This is a genomic window from Fischerella sp. (genome assembly GCF_013388695.1).
GTDB lineage: Bacteria > Cyanobacteriota > Cyanobacteriia > Cyanobacteriales > Nostocaceae > PCC9605.
In genome coordinates this window covers 64,074-78,947 of sequence record NZ_JACAEU010000013.1, presented here as the reverse complement: position 1 = coordinate 78,947, position 14,874 = coordinate 64,074, and the positions used below count along the sequence as shown (strand labels likewise).

Annotated in this window: 13 protein-coding genes; 7 read left to right on the top strand and 6 right to left on the bottom strand. The window is 43.6% G+C overall.

The features are described from left to right. Window positions 1–89: 89 nt before the first annotated feature. A complete protein-coding gene (locus HXY43_RS02190; RefSeq protein ID WP_290879362.1) occupies window positions 90–419 on the top strand; it encodes a DUF2973 domain-containing protein in 330 nt (109 codons plus the stop codon). A gap of 71 nt (window positions 420–490) precedes the next feature. On the opposite strand, the gene HXY43_RS02185 is transcribed toward HXY43_RS02190, so the two are convergent. Together HXY43_RS02185 and HXY43_RS02180 are read right to left on the bottom strand one after the other, a co-directional pair. Beyond that, on the bottom strand, window positions 491–2,788 hold the full coding sequence (locus HXY43_RS02185; RefSeq protein WP_290879360.1) for an amylo-alpha-1,6-glucosidase: 2,298 nt from the start codon (window positions 2,786–2,788) through the stop codon (window positions 491–493). Between the two features lie 794 nt (window positions 2,789–3,582). Next, on the bottom strand, window positions 3,583–4,629 hold the full coding sequence (locus HXY43_RS02180) for a glycosyltransferase family 4 protein (protein WP_026733627.1): 1,047 nt from the start codon (window positions 4,627–4,629) through the stop codon (window positions 3,583–3,585). A gap of 1,520 nt (window positions 4,630–6,149) precedes the next feature. On the opposite strand from HXY43_RS02180, the gene HXY43_RS02175 reads away from it, so the two are divergent. The 5 genes from HXY43_RS02175 to HXY43_RS02155 all read left to right on the top strand — a co-directional run bounded on the left by HXY43_RS02175 (window position 6,150) and on the right by HXY43_RS02155 (window position 11,400). Continuing rightward, window positions 6,150–8,162: a DICT sensory domain-containing protein gene (locus HXY43_RS02175; RefSeq protein ID WP_290879358.1), complete on the top strand. Its 2,013-nt coding sequence runs from the start codon at window positions 6,150–6,152 to the stop codon at window positions 8,160–8,162. Between the two features lie 164 nt (window positions 8,163–8,326). Beyond that, window positions 8,327–8,755: a photosystem I reaction center subunit II PsaD gene (locus HXY43_RS02170; RefSeq protein WP_026733629.1), complete on the top strand. Its 429-nt coding sequence runs from the start codon at window positions 8,327–8,329 to the stop codon at window positions 8,753–8,755. Window positions 8,756–8,877: 122 nt separating this feature from the next. Continuing rightward, complete coding sequence (gene trpE / locus HXY43_RS02165) at window positions 8,878–10,404, top strand: anthranilate synthase component I (RefSeq protein ID WP_290879354.1); 1,527 nt, start codon at window positions 8,878–8,880, stop codon at window positions 10,402–10,404. Window positions 10,405–10,559: 155 nt separating this feature from the next. Next, the gene (locus HXY43_RS02160) at window positions 10,560–10,775 is read left to right on the top strand and encodes a hypothetical protein (protein WP_290879352.1); all 216 of its coding nucleotides are present in this window, start codon (window positions 10,560–10,562) and stop codon (window positions 10,773–10,775) included. 37 nt (window positions 10,776–10,812) lie between these two features. Beyond that, window positions 10,813–11,400 carry a Uma2 family endonuclease gene (locus HXY43_RS02155; RefSeq protein WP_290879349.1) on the top strand — a complete coding sequence of 196 codons (588 nt, stop codon included), beginning with the start codon at window positions 10,813–10,815 and terminating at the stop codon, window positions 11,398–11,400. A 28-nt stretch (window positions 11,401–11,428) separates the two neighbouring features. On the opposite strand, the gene purQ is transcribed toward HXY43_RS02155, so the two are convergent. Continuing rightward, window positions 11,429–12,106 carry a phosphoribosylformylglycinamidine synthase subunit PurQ gene (gene purQ, locus HXY43_RS02150; protein WP_290879346.1) on the bottom strand — a complete coding sequence of 226 codons (678 nt, stop codon included), beginning with the start codon at window positions 12,104–12,106 and terminating at the stop codon, window positions 11,429–11,431. Between the two features lie 176 nt (window positions 12,107–12,282). Continuing rightward, a complete protein-coding gene (gene purS / locus HXY43_RS02145; protein WP_026733635.1) occupies window positions 12,283–12,561 on the bottom strand; it encodes a phosphoribosylformylglycinamidine synthase subunit PurS in 279 nt (92 codons plus the stop codon). 155 nt (window positions 12,562–12,716) lie between these two features. On the opposite strand from purS, the gene HXY43_RS02140 reads away from it, so the two are divergent. Beyond that, window positions 12,717–13,115, top strand: coding sequence for a Fur family transcriptional regulator (locus HXY43_RS02140; protein WP_026733636.1), 399 nt, complete (start codon window positions 12,717–12,719; stop codon window positions 13,113–13,115). Window positions 13,116–13,193: 78 nt separating this feature from the next. Here the strand turns inward: HXY43_RS02140 and HXY43_RS02135 are convergent, their stop codons facing one another. Both HXY43_RS02135 and HXY43_RS02130 read right to left on the bottom strand, forming a co-directional pair. Continuing rightward, window positions 13,194–14,201: an SPFH domain-containing protein gene (locus HXY43_RS02135; protein ID WP_290879339.1), complete on the bottom strand. Its 1,008-nt coding sequence runs from the start codon at window positions 14,199–14,201 to the stop codon at window positions 13,194–13,196. 96 nt (window positions 14,202–14,297) lie between these two features. Then, the gene (locus HXY43_RS02130; protein WP_290879337.1) at window positions 14,298–14,765 is read right to left on the bottom strand and encodes an NfeD family protein; all 468 of its coding nucleotides are present in this window, start codon (window positions 14,763–14,765) and stop codon (window positions 14,298–14,300) included. Between the last annotated feature and the right edge of the window lie 109 nt (window positions 14,766–14,874).

Sequence of the window (14,874 nt, the reverse complement as noted above, 5' to 3'; positions counted from 1 at the left end):
ACAGAGGTTTAGGTTTTCGTTCTAGCTTCAGGCTAGGCGAATCGTTGCAACAAAAGTTTTAAAATTTGCTGCCCCTGGAGGAAAACCCGATGTTACATCTGCTTTACATTCTTGTTTTTACCATTCTTGCCTTTATAGCTGTTGCCAACTTGATTCGCAATTTAATCATGTTTAGTTTTGACAGAGACCGAAATTATCCGGCAAGGTACTCGTCAATGGCAAATCAAGGTAATTACCCCTATCCAGCATCTAGAAGGTCGTTAACACCCCATCCGGAATTGTTAGATAGCTCGGGCAATATCATTAAAGAACCTTTATTAGTGATGCGTTCGATCAACGTTGATGATGCCCGTCAACAACTCGATGCTCTTTACGAAGCTTCGCCGGGAAATAAAAGCGAAAGCCAGGAGGAAAGCTAAAAGATGAATTATGAATTATGAATTATGAATGATAAAAAATTCATAATTCATAATTCAGCATTCATCATTTTTTAGGCTTCGATAACCACCCGCAGATTACCGCGTTTCTTGGCGACGCGACAAGCTGTCGTGCTACCTGAACGCTCGAATTCTAAATCGAGGATAGTAGGGCCAACTCGCAAGTTGTGCAGCGACAGACGATGAATAGACTCTGGTAAAGCTGGGTCGATAATTCGCAAGCAGTTGTTGGGAGCATCCGGTACTAGATTCACCATCATTTGCAGCAATTGAAAGATACTGCCAGTAGCCCAAGCTTGGGGGGTACAGGCAACTGGGTACTGCACAGGCGCACTATCATCACTAATGCGCTCAAAGCCACAAAACAGTTCTGGAGGACGATGATAAGGCTGCTTTCTAGTCATGTCGAATAAACCTTCAAAAAGTTCCAAGGCTTGATCGACTAAACCGAGCGATCGCAATCCCATCGCAATCAAAGAATTATCATGGGGCCACACAGAACCAATGTGATACCCCATCGGATTATAAGCTGGCGACAAACTACTCAGGGTACGAATGCCCCAACCATTAAACATATCTGGTGCACGCAACCGCTCTGCCACGCTGTAAGCTTTTTCTGGGGTGAAAATGCCTAAATGCAGACAGTGACCTGGATTTGAGCTAATACTATCTACTTGCTTGCCATCTCCATCTAAAGCCAGGGCGCAGAAATCCTGGTCTTCCATCCAAAAATCTCTATTGAAACGCAGTTTCAAATTTCTTGCTTCTTCTAGCCAGCGATCTGACAGATCTAACCGCTTCTTCATCCTCGCAATTTCTGCTAACCGTATTTTTGCTGCATAAACGTAACCCTGCACTTCACAAAGGGCAATTGGGCCGTTAGCCAGTTCTCCCTTACGGTTGACAATACAATCACCAGAGTCTTTCCAGCCTTGGTTAGCAAGACCGCGCTTTGATTTACGGTAATAGCTGAGATAGCCTGTATCTTTCATGTTGCGATCTATCCAATCCATAGCCGCTAGTGCATTCGACCACAGTTGTTCTAGGGTTTCTAAATCGTGAGTCCATGCATAGTACTCGGCATATAGCATCAGCCACAGGGGAGCAGCATCCACAGTACCGTAGTAAGGTGTGTGGGGAACTTCTCCACACCGAGCCAATTCGCCCAACCGCAACTCGTGGAGTATTTTACCTGGTTCCTCTTCGCGCCAATCATCCTCGACTTTACCTTGGTATTGAGCTAAGAGAATCAGAGTTTCTTTGGCAATTTGGGGATTTAACATCAAGGTTTGGGAAGCTGTAATGATTGAATCCCGCCCAAATAGTGTGGAAAACCAAGGTACTCCAGCAGAAACAGTTTTGTGCTTGCCAAAAGACTGGCGCAACAAATACATGTCTTGCTCTGCACGCTCAATCACTCGGTTGAAAACACCTTTTTCGTCCGTGCGAATGCTGGTAATTTGCTGCACCCAGTTTTGCTCCTCCATTGTCTCAGCGGCTTTTGCCTGACCTAAGGTAACAGGAGCGCTAACGGTAGAACTAGGCTTGTTATTTGTCAACATACTGACTCGGTAGCCCAGCTTTTGCTTTTCGTGGGAAGCTAGCTCAAATTGCCAAACTGCCGTGTAGCCCTTGAAATAGTCTGGTAGGCGATGCTGGAAATTGATCCGAGATTCCATCACTAAACCATCCAGACCTTGATAAGCAAGCGTTAAGGCTTTGTCTGTGGATGCGCTGAGGTGGAGTTGTGGAGGCGAAGCGCCGTCACCTGTAGCCACGACTCCTTCCTCAAGCGTCGGTTCTACTTGGCGTAAAATTCTGCCCCGTTTTTGCCTGTCAAAGCCCCGGACTTCAAATAAATCGGCAAAATCGGCATCAAAGCTGATACTGAGTTCAAAGTTGATTGTACTTGTGCTATAATTCGATATCTCTATTTCTTCAAATAGTGCCCCATTTAGCACGAATTCTCGGCGAATTCCGACTGTGTCAGCTTGGAGGCGATCGTCTATTTTCGGATTTGTACACAAAACAGAAAGTGAAAAGCCCTTGTCAGCTGTGCTACTTAATAAAACAGGCGATCGCCCATCAACCTGCAACTCCAATCGACTCAAAAATCGAGTATCGGCGCAAAAAAAGCCCATGCTGGTGTTGCCATCGTTGAGCGAACACCCAGAGATATTACCTAGAGTATCTGTAACTAAAAATAAATCATCATCTTTAACCGTCAGTGTCGGCTGCGGTCTTTCACTTATAACGCAAGGCCATTCAGAGATAGGTATTAGTTCCGCAGGAACAAAAGTTTTTCCGTCCAGGAAAATCCTTTCCGGTGTCGTCAGTGTATCCGGTGTCATCAGCCAGTATTCCGTGTACAAGTCTATATTTTCTTCTTTGTTAGTTTCGCGTCAACAGGAAAAAAGACGCTCTGGAAAAATCTTTGGAATTATGTAACCAAAGATAAATAATAATCACATTTAGATAATAGGAGGAGAAGCATCAAAGGCACATCATCAAATCTTTATAATTGTATAGTTAAAAATTCGTACAGATGAAAACGAGGGAAAAATAGGAACTTTCACCTCTTTATTTGAATTGAATATATATGACAATCCTATTTGGGTATTAGGATTTTCTTATCAAACAAGCCACATGGACTAGACAGTAGGATCTTGGAAGTTCACCTATGTAAACGCCCACAGGCAGCTACTCGACGAGAAGGGCTACACCCTGCGAGTGCAAGATGCGTCTGCGGTGTAATTTGTTTGCCTTGCCGCAGGGTCTGACACAAAGAAAAGACACAAACTAAATTCTCATGAATCATTTAGTATTACTGTAGTTAATATACGGATATCCATAAAAATTGAAGCAAAAGCACTGATATGAATTACTATTTATATTTATTTATCTAATATTTAAAAAATCATAGAAATTTTTATACTAGAATATCTGTCTTAATTTTTAATTCAACATAGTATATACGATTTTTAGTAATTTATTTTAGATACAACAGCTAATTAGAACAAAAACTATAGTATAGATGTTCTTCATCTTAAGGCATCTCGCTTACCCAGATCTATGGGGTGGACTTTTCGACCACCCCACAGAAGGTTGACTTGTAAAAACTAAATTTGCTCAGACTTTTAGGTTGTTAGCTAGCAAATTTCAGCTGGGAGTTGAGTACCATCTCGTAGGCCCTTTCATACTGATCGGTCATTGTTTCGACGCTAAAGCGACTAACAACGTATTCTCGACAAGTTTGACGATCTAGTTTTGTGGCGTCTGGTATAACCTCAATCATTTGTTCTAGTGAGTGGCAAACGAAACCAGTTTTGCCGTGGGCGATCACTTCTGGTACTGAACCTAACGCCATGCCAACTACAGGTGTACCCGTTGCCATCGACTCAATCATTACCAGACCAAAAGGTTCTCGCCAATTGATAGGGAACAAAGTAACAGTTGCACCACCCAAGAGTTTAACTTTATCTTCGTGGGAAATTTCACCCAAGTACTGAATTTGTTCGCCATCAATGAGTGGTTCGACTTGCTCTTTAAAAAATTCCTGGTCAACCACATCAACTTTGCCTGCCATTTTCAAGGGCAGCCCACTAGCAAGAGCGACTTTAATTGCTTGTGTTGGCCCTTTTTCCGGAGAAATTCGGCCTACAAAGGCGAGGTAAGCAGGTTGTGCAGGTTCGCCAAAGAAGGGATAGACGGCTGTGTCTATACCGTTGTAGACAGTGTGGATATAGTTTAGACCCAAACGCGGTTCTCGCTGTGCTTCGCTAATGCTGATGAAGGGCTGTTTAGCATAGCGGCGATACATTTTTTCGTTATCGGGTGTGAAAATCCCGTGCATCGTATGCACTGTGGGTGTTTTGGTAAAACTTGTGTAAGGAAGAACGGGATAACCAATGTGAGAGTGAATGATATCGAAATGATGCGCGTTTTGGTAAACCTCACTCAGCAACATCTGCTCGTAAATGTTTGCCTCTTTGATGTTGGGGTCAAGCCGTAAAGCCTTGTTATGAACGGAGTGAAGCTTTGCTTTAGTAATTGAGTCACCAGAAGCAAATAAAGTGACTTGATGACCGCGCCGAACTAATTCATCCGTAACTAATTTGACAATTAGTTCGGTACCGCCGTAACGAAAGGGGGGAACACGCTCCCATAAAGGAGAAATTTGAGCAATTCTCATGTTTCACCTATGCAGGTAATTATTAGCACATTTGCCCTAAAAAATGCGATCGCACAAAACTAAATATTTTCAAGCCCGGGCAAACATACTATGCCTTATGTCGAATTTTGCTAGTCCTGATGGTGGAACTAAATTAAGCTGCATACTTGTCTTTTCAAAAACTCTATAGATATCATCTTCCTTCCCATCAAGGCTTTTTCTAGCAATAGTTATGCTGATCCTACTCAGTAGTAATTGCAGACTTAAATCAATACTCTGAGTAAAGGATGTAAGTTTGCATTATATCACATGTTTTTAAGATTTCTGACGAAATATTGACGATAAAGTAATATTACCTGAAATAGATTTAATTAGCAATATGCTGCATAAACAAAGGCGATCGCAACAACAAATGGATGTTACAGAGGAATTAAAAATACAAAATGTAAAAGCTTATACATTTGATTAAAGCTGAGCAAGATCAAAAGGATACAGAAGCCAGAAAGTTGAAATTACAAGGATTTTCATGTATTTTTTGACGGACTTGATGGGTGTCTATCTTGAACATAGGAAATAGGAGATAGAGTGTAGGGAATGATAAAGATGGATTTTTATACTTTGATTTGTGATAATTTATAATGTGGAACTGTCTTGAGTAGAAGAAGGTAAGCGAAATTTTAAAAACCCTATATGGTAAGGATTTAGTCTATTTTAGCGTGTCAAAAAATATCAGATAGACAGGCTTTAAAATAAAGCAGGCATGGTAAATTACTAAGTATTTTGATGTTTTCTATTTAGCCAATTAAGAACGAAAATTTTGATGGATGGTAAGCACCTTAGCGCTTCCAATCAGTTTTAAAGTACTTAACTAACACTTGGAAATTACCCTGTTTTGCTCAATAGCCCGCTTCTACCAGAACAGAGGTAAAAATATGAAAAGCTCTTTGTGCCTCACATCAGAAAACAAATTAGAAACAGTTTTTCAGAGTGAGAGGTTTCTAAAGGTTGCGACTCGAATTGAAAATCAAAATCAAACTTAACCCTCATCAACAAGTAATAGAACCTTATATCTGTAGGATGTTAGTTAACGGCAGGTTAGCGAAAGCAATCATTCGTGAGAGCTTGTACAATTTCAGCAGACAATAGTCATGGAAATACTAATTTTGTGATTCTAAACTCATGCTTGCTGACAGTTGCTTTCCCAGTCCTAAAACTTGTCATTTTTGCGGTAATGTCAAATCATCTCTTTTTCTGGAATATAGTGTTTTTTGGGTTTGAAAAAATTTTGTGTCGCGACATCTTGTGAAGTATAAACAAAGTTAGACCTATTTCCGCTTGCAATGGCAAGAGTCACGCTCATTTCCCATGCTGTACGCTTAGCGCCCTTATGGGTGCTTCTTGTAAGGTAGGGTTAGGTGACAAAACCATGTCACCATTCTTTACATATTGCAACCATCTGCTTGATTTGAAAGTCCGTTGTAATTTGTACAATGCAGCTGTGACGTGGATAATGTCCAGATTGTGGCTCCTTTAGGACGTTCATGAGCATTTCAACTTCCGTGCTGAGCGATATGCTACAGGCCTTGCCCCACCTGCGGCCCCAACTATATTTCAAAGCTTCGCTAACGGCGCTGTCCCATGCGATGGAGGATCAGGTATTGGCCGCCACTTTAGAGCAACCCTTGGTGATTGCTAGCTTTCAACGAGAGCGGTTCTATCGCCAGGAGGCTCATCGCTATCAACGGCTTGCCCTGCGAAGTAATCAAATATACGTATTATCCGCACCAGAAACTGATTTTACGAACAGCTCGGAGTACTACGAAAAGATAGCTTTTGAGCCAGATGATGCTTTAAGTCAAGAGTGGCATTTGGTAGTAATTGCCCAAAACTATGCTACTTGTTTAGTTTGCCGAGAAAGCCTTGGCTCTTTAGCCAAGAATAGGCAACTGCGGGAGTTAAGCCCTGGTCTGGATATGGACGCGGCGCGAAGATTTGAGGGAATTTGGACGGCAGAACGAGGAGTTAGTCTCAAAGCAGCCGAATTATTATTCGAGAGAATTGTGGCTTATAGACCGGAGTTAGCAGGTAAAATTGAGCAGGCACGGCAGCGATTTGGTATTGGGGGGCGCAAGATTGATGCAGAAGCAAGCCAACTGCTGAGCGAATATGCTTGCGACATTGACACAGACCCCTTTGTACAGCGTTTGGTCACATACCTGCAAGCGAGCCAGTACAAATTGCACAAAGCCTATCGTTCCATCTCCGCCCAAGCCCGTAAAGAACGCCTTGTCAATTCAATTAGTACCGCAATTAGGCGATCGCTCAATCCCCAAGAAATTCTGAAAGTGGCGGCGCAAGAGTTGGGACAACATCTGGGGGCTTGTCGCTGTCTCATCTACCGCGCCCAAGCTACAGACACTCAAGCTATCATTGAACACGAGTTTTTAAGTTTTAATGTTTTATCACTTTTGGGACATGCCTGGCCATTAGAAAACAATCCTCTGTTTGAGGAAGTGGTTGTACAGGGTGAAGGCGTCCGTGTTGCCGATACTGTCAACGACTCGCGGGTAAGTGGTTCCAAAGCGCTGTGGCAGATTGTGGAAAGATTTGCCATTCGTTCTTGGCTAATGGAACCCGTGGTTTTTCAAGGGCGGTTGTTAGGCATAGTCGAATTGCACTATTGTGGTGAAAATCCCCATGATTGGCAAGCTGGGGAAATAGATTTGGTAAAGGCGATCGCTACCCAAATAGGTGCAGCTCTCATCCAAGCTGAAGCCTACGCTAACCTAGAAGAATTGAACCAGCAGCTAGAAGCCCTCGATCGTACCCGCAGCAACCTGATCGCGATCACCGGACACGAACTCCGCACACCCCTATCCACCATTCAAGTGTGTTTGGAAAGCCTTGCCAGCGAACCTGATATGCCTCTAGAACTACGGCAGGTAATGCTGAACACAGCTCTTGCTGATTCAGACCGGATGCGAAAACTCATTCAAGATTTTCTCACGCTTTCCAACTTAGAAAGTGGGCGAGTAGAATGGCATCCGGAATCTCTGACCTTACAAGAGTGTGTAGATTTAGCACTCAGCCGCATTCGCACTCGCATGACTACTGATAAGTTGCCCGAAATCACAACCGAAATTGCACGCAACCTGCCTTTGGTCAGAGCTGATGGTGATTGGTTGGTGGAAGTACTGGCAAAACTCGTAGATAACGCTTGCAAATTTACACCACCAGAAGGGCAGATTACTATTAAGGCTACTCGCAATAACAAACAAATGGTCGAGGTGACTGTCGCTGATACGGGGCGAGGTATAGAACCTAATCGACTAGAAGTAGTTTTTGACCGCTTTTATCAGGAAGAGGGAGCGCTGCGGCGTAGCACCGGTGGTACAGGTTTAGGGTTGGCTATTTGCCGTCAGATTGTCAATGGCTGGGGTGGCGAGATTTGGGCAGAATCAAATGGCAAAAACCAGGGCAGTGAATTTCACTTCACCATACCCATCGTTGAGGGAAGTCAAGAGCAAAAGACTTCAAAAGTCAAGAGTCAATAGTCATTAGTCATTTGTTGTTCGTTGTTTGGTGTTTGTTGTTTGGTGTCTTAACAACCAACAACCAACAACCAACAAATAACTAAACTGTTACAGTTCCTTACACAATCGCAATATAACCCCAGTTGCGGTGTTAGTATGCCGTAAAAACGTTGAGAGAAACTTTTATGGCAGAAACACTTTCTGGACAAACTCCAGTATTTGGCGGCAGCACTGGCGGCTTGCTCAAAAAAGCAGAAGTAGAAGAAAAGTACGCGATTACTTGGACTAGCCCAAAACAGCAAGTTTTTGAAATGCCTACTGGTGGCTCTGCCATTATGCGGCAAGGAGAGAACTTGCTGTATCTAGCTCGTAAAGAGCAATGCATCGCTCTGGGTGGTCAACTCCGGAAATTCAAAATCACGGACTACAAAATTTACCGGATTTACCCCAACGGAGAAACCGCTTATATTCATCCGGCTGATGGTGTCTTCCCAGAGAAGGTTAACCAAGGTCGTGAGAAAGTGCGTTATGTAGACCGCAGTATCGGTGAGAATCCCGAGCCTTCTAAACTCAAGTTCAGTGGCACAGCTACCTACGACGCTCCCAATCCATAGTTAATTTGGGTTATTAGGGATTGGGAACTAGAGTAGTATGAAGTCTGAAGTATAAGATATTAAGACTTATTCTCCAGGTTTCTAGCTTTCCCTGGTTCCTAATCCCCCAGTATTGATTATTTATGATTTTCCCCGATTTCCCCCAATTCTCCGAGTTAGCAAAAAGTGGTAACTTTGTCCCGGTGTATCAGGAATGGGTAGCCGATCTAGATACACCAGTTTCTGCTTGGTATAAAGTTTGTGCTGGACAACCCTACAGTTTTTTGCTGGAATCGGTGGAAGGTGGGGAAAAGCTAGGACGTTATAGTTTATTGGGTTGCGATCCGTTGTGGATTTTAGAAGCAAGGGGCGATTGCACTACCCAAACACTCCGCGATGGTTCTCAAGTTGTATTTGAAGGCGACCCTTTTACAGCTTTAGTCACGTGTTTGGAACCTTACTACCCAGTCAAGTTACCCCAATTACCGCCAGGAATTGGCGGTTTATTTGGGTTTTGGGGCTATGAATTGATTCAGTGGATCGAACCACGTGTGCCAATTCATCCGCAAGATGACCGTAATATCCCTGATGGTGTGTGGATGCAGGTAGATCACCTGTTGATTTTTGACCAAGTCAAACGCAAAATTTGGGCGATCGCCTATGCTGATTTGCGCGATGTAGAGACGCACCATGGTGCGTCTCTACAGGCAGCGTATGAAAAAGCGTGCGATCGCGTTACTCAGATGGTCAGCAAGCTATCTCTACCCCTGTCACCTCAAAGTACCTTATTGGAGTGGAAACCGCCAGGGAACAGGAAATTAGGGGAAGTAGAGGAGTATAAAAGTAATTTTACGCAGGATGAATTTTGTGCCAGTGTCAAAAAGGCCAAAGAATACATCAAAGCTGGAGATATCTTTCAAGTCGTAATTTCCCAACGCCTATCGACAGAATACACACGTGACCCCTTCGCCCTGTACCGTTCCCTGCGTCAGATTAATCCTTCTCCTTACATGGCATTCTTTAACTTCCAAGACTGGCAAATTATCGGTTCCAGTCCGGAAGTAATGGTAAAAGCGGAACGCGATCCAGAAGAAGGGATAATCGCTACAGTACGTCCTATCGCTGGTACGCGCCCGCGCGGTAAAACATCACAGGAAGACATAGCCTTAGCAGAGGATTTACTCAAAGACCCCAAGGAAATAGCCGAACATGTCATGCTTGTTGATTTAGGGCGCAATGATTTGGGGCGCGTGTGCCAAAGCGGCACGGTAAAAGTGGACGAATTAATGGTGGTTGAACGCTATTCTCACGTTATGCATATTGTCAGCAACGTTGTGGGTAAATTAGCACCTGGTAAAACTGCGTGGGACTTACTCAAAGCTTGTTTCCCTGCTGGTACGGTTAGCGGCGCGCCCAAAATTCGGGCAATGGAAATAATACATGAGTTAGAGCCTTCTCGCCGGGGTGTGTATTCTGGTGTATATGGATATTACGATTTTGAAGGACAATTGAATTCTGCTATAGCAATTCGGACTATGGTTGTACGTAATAATACTGTAACCGTGCAAGCAGGTGCGGGTTTGGTAGCTGATTCAGAGCCAGAAAGAGAGTATGAAGAGACTTTGAATAAGGCTAGAGGTTTGTTAGAAGCGATACGTTGTTTGCTGTGAACCTTTTTTGTGTAAAACCTGAATGGATGATACTGCCTATCCTACAACTTCAAAGGGGCGAAGCATGCGGCGTGCAGTTTCTCAAGTTCAACGCGGAATCGATCGCCTGAATGCTTCGCCCGTACAGATGGAAAGCTTCATAAATAGGCTCTTAAATGCAGGAAGGTAAAAAATGGCTAAAGTTATTGAAAAATATCAGGTGTTCTGGAGGCACGATAGAAAGCATGGAGGAATCGTGTTGCTCTTTCAAGATGGGGGTTTTCGGCAGATGTGGGGGCATTCCGCTTGATGAACAGGGTGCGATCGCTACTATGATTCTGCCTACAGAACGTAAATCCGGTTTTTTAGCTCACCTAATTACTGAGGATTAAACTAGAAAGTATCAAAAAACAATCTTGGGGTAAGTTTATGGAAGCCACTACAATCACCTTGCCTCCTACCCTAGAATTAAAAATCGACCTAACAGACGAACAATTTTGGCAGCTTTGTCAGAATAACCGCGACTTGAGATTTGAGCGCACCGCATCTGGGGAATTGATCATAATGTCACCAACTGGAGGAGAAACAGGCAATCGTAATATTGAACTAGCGTATCAACTTCAAGCCTGGAGCCGCCAGAACAAATTAGGTAAAGCTTTTGACTCTTCAACAGGTTTTAAACTACCCAATGGTGCCGATCGCTCTCCCGATGCTTCTTGGATCGCAATAGAAAGGTGGGAGTCTCTCAGCAGAGAACAAAGACGGAAATTTCTACCACTGTGTCCTGATTTTGTAGTGGAATTGTGTTCTCCTACTGATTCTCTGAATAAAACTCGGGAGAAAATGCAAGAATACATTGAAAATGGCGCACGTTTAGGCTGGTTAATTGATGCGGAGGCGCGACGAGTCGAAATTTATCGTCCAGGTACAGATGTGGAGATTTTAGAAAATCCTTCTACTCTATCAGGAGAGGATGTATTACCTGGATTTGTATTGGATTTAACGACAATTATGTAGAGACGCGAACTTTCGCGTCTCTACGTAACTACACTAACGCCGCAACTTTCTCCACTAACCCAGCAAACAACTTCAGCCCATCTGTACCGCCCAATGATGGATCTGCTGCCCTCTCTGGGTGTGGCATCATTCCCAATACGTTGCCTGTAGAATTGCAAATACCAGCGATGTTGTTTACTGAGCCGTTGGGATTTTCTCCCTCGTAGCGGAACACTACTTGACCGTTATCTTCAAGTTTTGATAATGTTGCTCGATCAGCGTAAAATCGTCCCTCTCCGTGGGCAATGGGCAAAGTAATAATTTCACCAGCAGCATAAGTTTGCGTCCAAGCTAAATCGCTACGCTCAACTTTCAAAGGAACGCGATCGCAGATAAAATGCAAATCCCGATTTCTCACCAACGCCCCAGGTAATAATCCTGCTTCAGTTAATACCTGAAATCCATTACAAATACCGAGGACAAACTTGCCTTTTTGTGCATGTTCGATAACTTGCTGCATCACAGGTGAGAAGCGAGCGATCGCACCGCAGCGCAAATAATCACCGTAGCTAAACCCACCAGGGATAATTACCACATCCAAATCGGCAATATCCGTTTCTTGATGCCAAACCATGCGAGTTGGTTGTTTCAGAATATCTCTGGTGACGTAAGCAACATCGCGATCGCAATTAGAGCCAGGAAAAACAATTACACCGAATTTAGTCATTGGTCATTGGTCAAGAGTTAGTAGTTAGTAGTTAGTGGTTAGTGGTGAGCTAGCGCGGCTTCTTGTAGAGTAGGGTTGATGGCAAAACAAGTCAAAAGTCAAAATTTTTGAACTTTGAATTTTAAATTTTGAATTCCGCGAAGCGGTTCTCCCCACCACCCCACCTTCCCATTTCCTTACACTATTCCCGTCTGCGATTCCACTTCGATCAAATCAAAGCGATAATTTTCAATCACTGGATTTGCTAACATTTGGTCACAGATTCGGTCAAGATTTTGACGTGCGGAAGTCTCATCCGGAGAAATCAGAATAATTTCAATGTATTTACCAATCCGCACCTGTTCGACGTTATCGTAACCCAACTGCTTCAGCCCAGATTGCACTGCTACGCCAGCAGGATCTAAAACTGAAGGACGGAGCGTTACAAAAATTTTGGCTCGATACTTCCTTTGCACTGACTTTTGCTGAATGCTGCTACGCTCATACTATATCTTTCTGTTGCAGCTAAGCGACTATAAGATTACACAGTTATTGGCGTTAAGCTAGAAGTTAGCCAAGATATACCAAAATATTAAGTTCAAACACGTTGGCATTCTTTTTATAACCGTTTATGAAAGCCGTACGCACCCGCAGCCAAGACCGGATTCTCAATCTTCTCAAAACTATCAAACAAGGTATTTCTGCCCAAGATATTTACGTGGAATTGCGTAATCGTAACCAAAGCATGGGTCTGGCAACAGTTTACCGTTCTTTGGAAGCCTTGAAGCTTGAAGGCATGGTGCAAGTGCGGACATTAGCGAACGGTGAGGCGCTTTACAGTTTATCGCAGCAAGATAAGCATCACCTCACCTGTCTGCAATGCGGTACTTCGATTCCGATCAATCAGTGTCCAGCCCATGAACTAGAAGAGCAGTTACAAGCCACCCACAATTTTAAGATTTTTTACCACACCCTGGAGTTTTTTGGTTTGTGCAACCAATGTCAGATAACTCAAGCTGTGATGGAATAGTCATTAGTCATTAGTCCTTTGTTATTTGTCCTTTGTCAAAAGCTAATGACCAATGACCAATGACTAATGACAAACATCTTAACTGAGACGGTTGTTATTTACGGTTGACTCTTGAGTGTTCGATATCGGGTTAGAGTCTGTTGGAGCATCTGAGACAATGGAGCGTATACCTTCCAAAGTGGCAGGAATCGTGCGAGGATCCATAAACATGACTTTGCTACTATCACTCTTGCCTATAGTCGCGCCCATATCCAGATAACCCAAAGCAAACAGAACTTCTAAGGCTTTGTGGGCTGTGGGGTCGGCTTTAATTTTTTGGGCTATCATTTCCGCAGATTCAGAAATAGCCTGGGCTTTGAGAACTTGCTGTTGACGTTCGGCTTGGGCTTTAAGAATCAGCGCTTTTTGTTGGGCTTCAGCTTCCAAAATTACCGCTTTTTGACGGGCTTCAGCCTCTAGAACTTGCGCTTCTGCTTTTCCTCTGGCACTATTAATTGCAGCTTCTCGTTCGCCCTCAGAGGTTAAAATCGCCGCCCGTTTGCGCCGTTCCGCCGACATTTGCAATTCCATCGACTGCTGCACTTCGTGAGATGGAAGAATGTCTCGCAGTTCCACCCGCGTTACCTTCACTCCCCAAGGATCGGTAGCAATATCTAGATCCCGCAACAAAAGTTCATTTACTTCCGAACGGGCGGTAAAGGTTTCATCCAGTTCCAGTTTGCCCATTTCAGCACGAATTTGCGTCATGACCAAATTCACCATCGCCGCATGGAGATCTTCCACTTTGTAGTAAGCTTTCTCCATATCGACAATGCGCCAGTAAACTACCGCATCAACAGTAATCTTCACGTTGTCGCGAGTAATGCATTGTTGCGGGGGAATGTCTAATACTTTTTCTCGGACGGTTTCGCGAAAGACAACTCTATCAAAAAAAGGAGCGACAAAGTTTAGCCCTGGTTCTAATTTTTTGTTATAGCTACCTAAGCGTTCTACCAAGGCTTCATTGCCCTGATTGACTATTTTCACAGAGCTTGCTATGACGGAACCGCCCAAAACTAAACTTATAACAAATAATATGGGTTCCATAATTTATCTCCTGATTATTTATTAGTAGGTAATGGGTAATGGAGATGGGGAGAGGGGGGATAGGGAGATGGGGAGGATTGAAAATATTCCTTCTGCCTAGTCTGTATTTGCGATGGAAGAATACTCTGGCATCACAATTAGGGTTGTACCTTCGCGTCTAACTACATAAACTTTTTGATTGGGGGCGATCGCTAAATGGTCATCGTAACACCGCGCCCGCCAAGAATTGCCTTCGTATAACACTCGCCCTGGTTTTCCAGCTGGTATCTCTGTTAAAGTTTCAGCGGCGATCGCGTCTTGAATTTTTGACTTACCTCGCGGTGGTGTCAATAAGCGCCGAAAAAGCACAATTAGGAATGTAGAAAGCAATAGCCAAACCACAACTTGCAGCCATAACTTTCCTAAGATCGCTGGAGATAGCAGCGCCACCACAAAGGCACTAATTCCCATCATCAAAGCCACAAAAGCTGTGGGTAGAAACACTTCCATTAAACACAGACCTGCTCCTACCAACAACCAAATTACGGTAGAACTTGAAAACCAAATTGCGGTAGAAATTGGCATAGCGTCATCCTAGACACTACATTACATACATTTACGTAAATGCATTTCTGTGATTAGATACAGCCATGCATTCGCTATTTTCAGAAATCGTAAGCTAGAATTTTTACTT

Bases quoted from the DNA above. Each gene is read 5' to 3' on its own strand.
- HXY43_RS02130 (WP_290879337.1), bottom strand. From the start codon at position 14,765: ATGCCAATTTCTACCGCAATTTGGTTTTCAAGTTCTACCGTAATTTGG.
- HXY43_RS02135 (WP_290879339.1), bottom strand. From the start codon at position 14,201: ATGGAACCCATATTATTTGTTATAAGTTTAGTTTTGGGCGGTTCCGTC.
- HXY43_RS02180 (WP_026733627.1), bottom strand. From the start codon at position 4,629: ATGAGAATTGCTCAAATTTCTCCTTTATGGGAGCGTGTTCCCCCCTTT.
- HXY43_RS02185 (WP_290879360.1), bottom strand. From the start codon at position 2,788: ATGACACCGGATACACTGACGACACCGGAAAGGATTTTCCTGGACGGA.
- trpE (WP_290879354.1), top strand. From the start codon at position 8,878: ATGATTTTCCCCGATTTCCCCCAATTCTCCGAGTTAGCAAAAAGTGGT.
- HXY43_RS02175 (WP_290879358.1), top strand. From the start codon at position 6,150: ATGAGCATTTCAACTTCCGTGCTGAGCGATATGCTACAGGCCTTGCCC.
- HXY43_RS02155 (WP_290879349.1), top strand. From the start codon at position 10,813: ATGGAAGCCACTACAATCACCTTGCCTCCTACCCTAGAATTAAAAATC.
- HXY43_RS02140 (WP_026733636.1), top strand. From the start codon at position 12,717: ATGAAAGCCGTACGCACCCGCAGCCAAGACCGGATTCTCAATCTTCTC.
- purQ (WP_290879346.1), bottom strand. From the start codon at position 12,106: ATGACTAAATTCGGTGTAATTGTTTTTCCTGGCTCTAATTGCGATCGC.
- HXY43_RS02190 (WP_290879362.1), top strand. From the start codon at position 90: ATGTTACATCTGCTTTACATTCTTGTTTTTACCATTCTTGCCTTTATA.
- HXY43_RS02160 (WP_290879352.1), top strand. From the start codon at position 10,560: ATGCAGGAAGGTAAAAAATGGCTAAAGTTATTGAAAAATATCAGGTGT.
- HXY43_RS02170 (WP_026733629.1), top strand. From the start codon at position 8,327: ATGGCAGAAACACTTTCTGGACAAACTCCAGTATTTGGCGGCAGCACT.